This is a genomic window from Pseudomonas plecoglossicida NBRC 103162 = DSM 15088, assembly GCF_000730665.1.
GTDB lineage: Bacteria > Pseudomonadota > Gammaproteobacteria > Pseudomonadales > Pseudomonadaceae > Aquipseudomonas > Aquipseudomonas plecoglossicida.
The window spans coordinates 113,703-120,333 of sequence record NZ_BBIV01000021.1 but is presented as its reverse complement, the minus strand read 5'-3'; the positions used below and the strand labels follow the sequence as shown (position 1 = coordinate 120,333).

Below are 6,631 nucleotides of genomic sequence, written 5' to 3'. Positions count from 1 at the left end.
TTACCTGCCCCTGACCTGCGGCGCCAGCGTGGTGCTGGTGGACCGTGATACGGCGCGCGATCCGGAGCGCCTGTGGGCGCAGATCGAGCAGCAGCAGGTCACCGCGATCCAGGCCACTCCGTCGACCTGGCGCATGCTGGCCGACCATCCACGCCTGCCGGCGCTGGCCGGGCGCCAGGTGCTGTGTGGCGGTGAAGCGCTGCCGACGGACCTCGCCGAGCGCCTGATCGCCGTGGCCGGTGGCCTGTGGAACCTCTATGGCCCGACCGAAACCTCGGTGTGGTCGGCCCGCTGCCACCTGCAAGGCCAGCAGCCGGTGATGCTGGGCGAAGCCCTGGCCCACACGGCATTGCATGTGCTGGACGACGACCTCGAGCCGCTGCCGCTGGGTGTGGCGGGCGAGCTGTACATCGGCGGTGAAGGCCTGGCCCGTGGTTACCACGAGCGCCCAGGCCTGACCGCCGAGCGATTCGTGGCCGACCCGTTCGGCAGCGGTCAGCGCCTGTACCGTACCGGCGACCTGGTGCGCCGCCGCGCCGATGGTGCACTGGAATACCTGGGTCGCATCGACCAGCAGGTGAAGATCCGCGGTTTCCGTATCGAACTGGGGGAAATCGAAGCCTGCCTGCTGGCCGCGCCGGGTGTGCGCGAAGCCGCCGTGGTGGCGCGCCACGGGCAGCTGGTGGGCTATGTGGTGGCCGACGACGAGGCGCTGCTGGCGCCCCTGCGCGAGCGCCTGCAGGCGCAGCTGCCGGACTACATGGTGCCGGCGCGGCTGATGCGCCTGGAGCGCATGCCGCTGACGCCGAACCGCAAGCTCGACCGCAAGGCACTGCCTGAGCCGCAGCTGCAAGTACGCGTACGCGAGCACGTGGCGCCGCAGGGCGATGTGGAATGCACCCTGGCCGCGATCTGGCAACAGGTGCTGAACCTGCCGCAGGTAGGTGCCGAGGACAACTTCTTCGAGCTGGGCGGTGACTCCATCGTCTCGGTGCAAGTGGTTGCCCGCGCCCGTGAAGCGGGCCTGGCACTGACCCCGCGTGACCTGTTCATGCATCAGAGCGTGCGCGCCCTGGCTGCCCAGGCGCAGCCGCTGGAGCAAGACACCGCGTTGTCCGTGACCCGTCTGGACCTCACCACCCTGAGCGAAACCGAACGCGCTGCACTGCCGGCCGCGCTGGACGCGGTGGAAGACATCATGCCGTTGTCACCGATGCAACAAGGCATGCTGTTCCACGCGCTGGACAGTGGCACCGACCTGTACGTCAACCAGTTGGATGTAGTGATCGACGGCCTGGACGCACCGCGCTTCATCGCCGCCTGGAACGAAGTCAGCGGGTGCCACGACAGCCTGCGCGCCAGCTTCGTCTGGCAAGGCTTTGCCGATGCCATGCAGGTGATCCAGCGCAGCGTCAGCCTGCCGGTGGAACAGCTTGACTGGCAAGGCCGCACGCCCACCCCCGAACAGGCCGAGGCGGTCGCTCGCGAGCAGCGCGAGCGTGGCTTCGACCTGGCCCAGGCGCCATTGCAGCGGTTGCTGTTCGTGCAACTGGGCCCGCGTCGCTACCGGCTGGTGTGGACCTACCACCACTTGCTGCTGGACGGCTGGAGCTTGTCGCTGCTGATCGGGCAGGTGCTGCGTCGCTACCTGGGCCAGCCACTGCCGGCCCCGGGCCGCTACCGCGACTACCTTGACTGGCTGCAGACCCGCGACCCGCTGGTCAGCGAGCGATTCTGGCGTGAGCGCCTGCAAGCGCTGGAAGAGCCCACCTTCCTCGCCCAGGCACTGACCGGCGAGCGTGGCGAGTCAGGCCACCAGGCGATCTACAGCCACCTGGACGCGGTGCGCAGCGAGCGCCTGAAACAGTTCGCCCGCAGCCAGCGTGTCACCCTCAACACCTTGGTGCAGGCGGCCTGGTTGCTGTTGCTGCAACGCTACACCGGCCAGCGCTGCGTGGCCTTCGGTGCCACCGTGTCGGGCCGCCCGGCAGAGCTGCCGGGGGCGCAGGACACCCTGGGCCTGTTCATCAACACCTTGCCGATCGTCCAGGCGCCACGCCCCGAGCAGCAGCTGGGCGAGTGGCTGCAGGAACTGCAGGCCTACAACCTGACAGCCCGGGAGCACGAGCACACGCCACTGAGCCAGGTGCAGCGCTGGGCCGGCCGCGGCGGACAGGCGCTGTTCGACAGCATCGTGGTGTTCGAGAACCAGCCGGTGGACAGCCTGCTCAGCGAGTGGGACGACGGTGAGCTGCAGTTCGAAACCGTGCGTGGCCATGGCGTGACCAACTACGCCATGGACCTCATGGTCACCCTCGGTGACACCTTGGAAATCGAGTACATGTTCCTGCGCCAGCACTTCAACCTGGCCGAGGTAGAGGGTATACGCGGCCATCTCGAACAATTGCTCGAAGGCTTCTGCGATGGCGCCGACCGCCCGTTGGGTGCGCTGGCCATGCTCGGTGAGGACGAACTGCAGGCGCGGGCCGAAGCCAATCGCCTGCCGGCCCGACGCAACCTGCCAATGGTGACCCAGGGCATCGCCGAATGGGCACGCCGCAGCCCTGACTGGGACGCCGTGCTGTGCGGCGAGCAGCGGCTGAGCTTCGCCGCGCTGGAGGCCAGGGCCAACCGCCTGGCGCACTGGCTGCGCGCACAAGGGGCGGGGCCGGAAACGGTGGTGGGCGTGGCGCTGCCGCGCTCTACCGACTGGCCGGTTGCGCTGCTGGCGGTGCTCAAGTGCGGCGCCGCCTATCTGCCGCTGGACACCCGCCACCCGGTGGAGCGCCTTGCGTTCATCATGCGCGATTCGGGCATGCACCTGCTGCTGGCCCATTCCAGCCTGAAGGAGCAGTTGCCGGCACTGGCCGACGTGGCCCGCGCCGACCTCGACAGCCTGCTGCTGGATGACCTGCCGGCCACGGCCCCTGCCGTAGCGCTGCATGCCGACAGCCTGGCCTACCTGATCTACACCTCCGGCTCCACCGGCCAGCCCAAAGCCGTGGCCGTGGCCCACGGCCCGCTGGCCATGCACTGCGAGGCGATCGGCGAGCGCTACGGCATGAGCCCGTCGGACCGCGAGCTGCACTTCATGTCGTTTGCCTTCGACGGCGCCCATGAGCGCTGGCTGGTGCCGCTGCTGTTCGGCGGCAGCGTGCTGGTGCGCGACGACGAACTGTGGACCCCGGAACAGACCCTGGCCGCCATGGCCCGCCACGGCGTCACCGTGGCGGCGTTCCCACCGGCCTACTTGCAAGCCCTGGCCAGCCAGGCCGAGGCCGACGGCACGGCGCCACCGGTGCGGGTCTACTGCTTCGGTGGCGACGCGGTGCCGGATGCAGCCTTCGAGCGTGCCCGCGCAGCCTTGCGCCCGCGGGCGATCATCAATGGCTATGGGCCGACCGAAACAGTGATCACGCCGCTGCTGTGGAAGGCCGAGGGCGATACCGTCTGCGGCGCCGCCTACGCTCCCATCGGCGAGCGCGTCGGTGCGCGCACCTTGCACGTGCTGGATGTCGAGCTCAACCCGGTGCCCGAAGGGGTGGCGGGCGAGCTCTACATCGGCGGTGAAGGCCTGGCCCGCGGTTACCATGGCCGCCCGGGCCTGACGGCCGAGCGCTTCGTCGCCGACCCGTTCAGCACGGGTGGGCGGCTGTATCGCACCGGCGACCTGGTACGTCGCCGCGCCGATGGCACGTTCGACTACCTCGGCCGCCTCGACCACCAGGTCAAGGTACGCGGCTTCCGGATCGAGCTGGGTGAGATCGAAGCACGCCTGCGCGAGCAACCGGACGTACACAGCGCGGTGGTGGTGGCCCGCGACAGCCAGGGTGGCAAGCAACTGGTGGCCTATGTGGCTGCCGTGGCCAGCGACACGCTGGCCGAGTCGTTGCGCCAGCGCCTGCGTGCGTGCTTGCCCGACTACATGGTGCCGGCCCACGTGGTGGTCCTGGAGGCACTGCCGCTGAACGCCAACGGCAAGGTCGACCGGCTGGCCCTGCCGGCACCGGTGATCGGCCAGGAAAGCACCTTCGTCGCCCCGCGAACCGAAGAGGAGCAGGTACTGGCTGGTATCTGGCAAGCGGTGCTGGGTGTCGAGCGGGTCGGGGTCGAGGATAACTTCTTCGAGCTGGGCGGCGACTCGATCCTCAGCCTGCAAGTGGTGTCGAGGGTGCGCAACCACCCAGGGTTGCAGCGGGAAATCCGCTTGCGCGACCTGATGCGCCGGCCGACGATCGCGCAGTTGCTCGAGGCCGAGCAGGTTGCGGTCGCGCCGGTGGCCGAGGTGGTACTGCCCGAGGGTGAGCTGTTCAACCTGCTGCCGATCCAGCAATGGCTGTTCGAGGTGCCGATGCCGGAGCGCGGACACTTCAACCAGGCGCTGTTGCTGGATGTGCTGCAACCGCTACAGCACGACGCGCTGCAACAGGCCGTGCAGCAACTGCTGGTGCGCCACGAGGCACTGCGCCTGCGCTTCGTCGAAGGCGCGAGCGGCTGGGCGCAGCGCTACGCCAGCCTCGAGGAGGCCGCCCAGGTACCGGTGTTGTGGCAGGAGCAATTGGCCGACAGCGCCGCGATGGAGGCTGCGATCCAACGCGCCCAGCGCAGCCTCGAGCTGACCCGGGGGCCGCTGTTGCGGGTGCTGCATGCACGCCTGGCCCAGGGCGGTGAGCGGCTGCTGCTGGTGGTACACCACCTCGCAGTGGACGGGGTGTCGTGGCAGGTACTGCTCGAGGACCTGCTGGCGGCCTACCAGGCCGCAAGCAGCGGCCAATCGGCCCAGTTGCCGATAGCGTCCAGTCGCTACCGCGATTGGGCCCAACGCCTGCAACAGCTGGCGCGCAGCCCAGAGGGCGAAGCCGAGCTGGGCTATTGGCAGCAGCAACTGGGCGGCGATGTGCCGGCCGAGCTGCCCGTGGACAACCCGCGCGGGCGCAACCTGGTGGGCACTCGGGCCGAGGCGCACATGCAGCTGGACGCCGAGGCGACCCAGCGCTTGCTCAAGGCCGCGCCAGCGGCCCTGCAGGTGCAGATCAACGACTTGCTGCTGACGGCGCTGTCGCGGGCCGTGTGCCGCTGGAGCCAGGCCGGTTCCATGCTGGTGCAGCTTGAGGGTCACGGCCGCGAAGACCTGTACGACGCGCTGGACTTGAGCCGCACCGTGGGCTGGTTCACCAGCCTGTTCCCGTTGCACCTGCAGCCGGGCAGCGGTACGCCGGGCGAGTCGTTGCGGGCAGTGCGCGAGCAACTGGCGCGGGTGCCAGGGCGCGGCCTGGGCTATGGCGTGCTGCGCTACCTGGGCCGCAGCGAGGTGCGCGAAGCCCTGGCAGGCCTTGCCCAGCCGCGTATTACCTTCAACTACCTGGGGCAACTGGACCAGAGGGCCGACGGCCAGGCGTTGTTTGCTGCCGCCCCCGAAAGCCTGGGCGACTTCCACAGCCCATCGGCACCGCTGGCCAACTGGCTGGAAATCATCGGCCAGGTCGAGGACAGCCAGTTGCGCATGCGCTGCATCTACAGCCGCAAGCGCTACCGTGCGGAAACCGTGCAAGGCCTGATGGATGCCTTCCAGGCCCAGTTGCACGAACTGATCAACCTGTGCGAGCGGCCGGCATGAGCCGCTCGCTCACCCTTCAAGGACTTACAAGCATGTCACTGCACCCTGAGTTGAGCGCGTTCCTGGACCTGGTGGAGGAGGGCCGGCTTGCCGGCCGCCCGCCGCTGCATGCGCTGACGCCCGAGGCGGCCCGCGTGGAATTCGAGCAGGCCTCCAGTGGCCTGGTGTGGGCCTGGCCGCAGCAGGTGGAGCGCCGCGAACTGAGCGCCCGCAGCCGCGACGGTGCGGCGTTGGGTATGCGCCTGTACCTGCCGCAACAGGTCAATGATGGGCCGTGGCCGGTGCTGTTGTATTTCCACGGTGGCGGCTACGTGGTCGGCAGCCTGGATTCCCACGACGGTATCTGCGCCGAGCTGGCCTGGCGCACGCCCTGCGCGGTAGTGGCGGTGGACTACCGGCGGGCGCCGGAGCACCGCTTCCCGACCGCCGTGCACGATGCCGAGGATGCCCTGGCCTGGCTGCTGGCCGAAGGCCCGGCCCAAGGGTTGGATGTGGGGCGGCTGGCGGTGGGCGGCGACAGCGCCGGCGCCACCTTGGCCACGGTGCTGGCGATCCAGGCGGCGAGGGCGGGGGCGCCGCAGATTCGACTGCAGCTGTTGTGCTACCCCAGCACCGATGCTTCGCGCACCACGGTGTCCAACGCGCTGTTCGACGAGGGCTACCTGCTGGAGAGTGCGACGCTGGAGTGGTTCTACAGCCAGTACCAACGCACCCCGGATGACCGCCTGGACTGGCGTTTCTCGCCGTTGCTGTGCGACGACCTGCAAGGCGTGGCGCCGGCGTTCGTGGCGTTGGCCCAGTACGACCCGCTGCTGGATGAGGGCCAGGCCTATGCCGAACGTCTGGATCAGGCGGGGGTAGCGGTGACCTGCCGGCGTTATGCGGCGACCCACGACCTGTTGCGCATGGGGGCAGTGATGCCGGGGATTGATCAGGTGTATGCGCAGTTGGCGCAGAGCCTGGGAGAGGCGTTGCGCGATTGAGCCTGGGCAGGTAATGGCGGGGTCGCTGGGC

The 6,631-nt window shown here is 69.1% G+C and carries 2 protein-coding genes; both read left to right on the top strand.

Annotation, left to right across the window (positions count from 1 at the left end):
* Positions 1–4: 4 nt before the first annotated feature.
* The gene (locus PPL01S_RS14375; protein WP_369472220.1) at positions 5–5,617 is read left to right on the top strand and encodes a non-ribosomal peptide synthetase; all 5,613 of its coding nucleotides are present in this window, start codon (positions 5–7) and stop codon (positions 5,615–5,617) included.
* Between the two features lie 32 nt (positions 5,618–5,649).
* A complete protein-coding gene (locus tag PPL01S_RS14370) occupies positions 5,650–6,600 on the top strand; it encodes an alpha/beta hydrolase (protein ID WP_028625794.1) in 951 nt (316 codons plus the stop codon).
* The last annotated feature ends 31 nt before the right edge of the window (positions 6,601–6,631 follow it).

Coding starts and splice junctions, on each gene's coding strand:
- PPL01S_RS14370 (WP_028625794.1), top strand. CDS start 5,650: ATGTCACTGCACCCTGAGTTGAGCGCGTTCCTGGACCTGGTGGAGGAG.